General features: G+C 37.9%; 2 protein-coding genes and 1 pseudogene. 1 reads left to right on the forward strand and 2 read right to left on the reverse strand.

From position 1 onward, the window contains the following. Window positions 1-110: 110 nt before the first annotated feature. Window positions 111-383 (reverse strand): DksA/TraR family C4-type zinc finger protein, encoded by a 273-nt coding sequence (locus A9G44_RS09975; RefSeq protein ID WP_065589760.1) that lies wholly within the window; start codon window positions 381-383, stop codon window positions 111-113. A 165-nt stretch (window positions 384-548) separates the two neighbouring features. Between A9G44_RS09975 and A9G44_RS09980 the strand changes: the two are divergent. Next, window positions 549-749: pseudogene (locus A9G44_RS09980) on the forward strand (peptide-methionine (S)-S-oxide reductase); the annotation flags it as partial. 33 nt (window positions 750-782) lie between these two features. On the opposite strand, the gene A9G44_RS09985 reads toward A9G44_RS09980, so the two are convergent. Then, on the reverse strand, window positions 783-1,517 hold a 735-nt coding region (locus A9G44_RS09985; protein ID WP_081298318.1), incomplete at its 5' end, for an IS5 family transposase.

Genomic DNA, 1,517 nt, shown 5'->3' on the forward strand with positions numbered 1-1,517 from the left:
TATCCTTATGACGCTGTTCGTGAAGGTAAAAAATAACTATTGTTTGTATCTTAGGGTGGGTAATAATCCACCCATCTTTTAGCTCAATTGGTTAAAAATGTATCTTCAAATTAACGTAGTTGGCTATCTTTGCTGCCACGACGATTATATAGACTTGATGTTTTAGCTAATTGTTTATCGATTTCTTGTTGGCAAGACAAACAATATTGTACGCCAGGCAATGCTGACCTTCTGGCTTCTATAATAGGCTCTCCACATTCAATACAAAAATGAGCACTAATTGTACCGTGATTGAGTTGTCTTCTTGCGTTTTCGATGGCATCAGCAATAGTGCCTTCGATTTGTTGATTAACGGCATCGTCAGACGCCCATCCACTTGCCATAAATGAATCCTTCTATAACTGAAATAGTTGACCAATGATATGGTGTTTTTTTAAACATTTTCAAGTAGTATGCTAATTTAAAGCAGTGTATTTTAGTGTTAATGATTATGCTGAAGTTAAGCAATAAATAGAAGAATTGTTTAACATATTAAGTGGGAGGTTATTATGCAACAATATGAACAAGCAACATTTGCTGGTGGTTGTTTTTGGTGTATGGTTAAACCCTTTGATCAGTATGAAGGGGTTATTAGTATTGTAGCAGGATATACTGGGGGGAATGTTATCAATCCAACCTATCAGCAAGTTTGCTCAGGCACAACAGGGCACATCGAAGCGGTACAAATTAAGTTTGATCCAAAAGTTATTAGGGGCTGTTGATCTTTGCTGTACATAAATTACTCAACAATACATTGGCAGCCACATTAACATAAATGCCAGTGATACCATACTGGCATAATTCCTTTCTAACTTATCGTATCTAGTTGATATTGAACGATATTGCTTGATTCTAGCAAAGGCATTCTCGACTAAATGACGATAGCGATAAAGGCACCTATCCATACTGCTTTTATCTATATCCTTACCATAATTACGTTTAGCAATCACCGTTCGTCCGCCTTTTTGACGAACAAAGCACCGAAAAGGCTCGCTGTCATAACCTTTATCGGCTATCACTGTATTGACTTCATCGAGCTTTTCAACTAGGTTTTCTGCATAAGTGATATCATGTCGTTGTCCTTCAGAAAGCTCAAAACAAATAGGCAAACCACCACTATCAACCGCAAGATGAATTTTAGTTGAATTACCACCACAGCTCTGACCTATTTGCTCACAATGCTCCGTTGCAGCGCCTGTACTATGTTGATGAGCCTTGATAATCGAGCCATCTAGGAACACCCATTCAAAATCCGCTAGTTGTGATAAATGTTTGAAAATATTAACTAATATTCCCTTTTTAGACCACAAATTAAATCGTCTATAGACGGTGCTCCATTCACCAAACTCTTTTGGCAAATCTCGCCAAGGAATACCGGTTCTCATTCGGAAAAGGATCCCTTCAAACGTCATCCGATGCTCGGATTTATTATAAACTCGGCCGGTATTTTTCATTATTTGTAGTAGCTTTTCCCACCG

This window comes from Gilliamella sp. Occ4-3 (genome assembly GCF_001690675.1).
Taxonomy (GTDB): domain Bacteria; phylum Pseudomonadota; class Gammaproteobacteria; order Enterobacterales; family Orbaceae; genus Gilliamella; species Gilliamella bombi.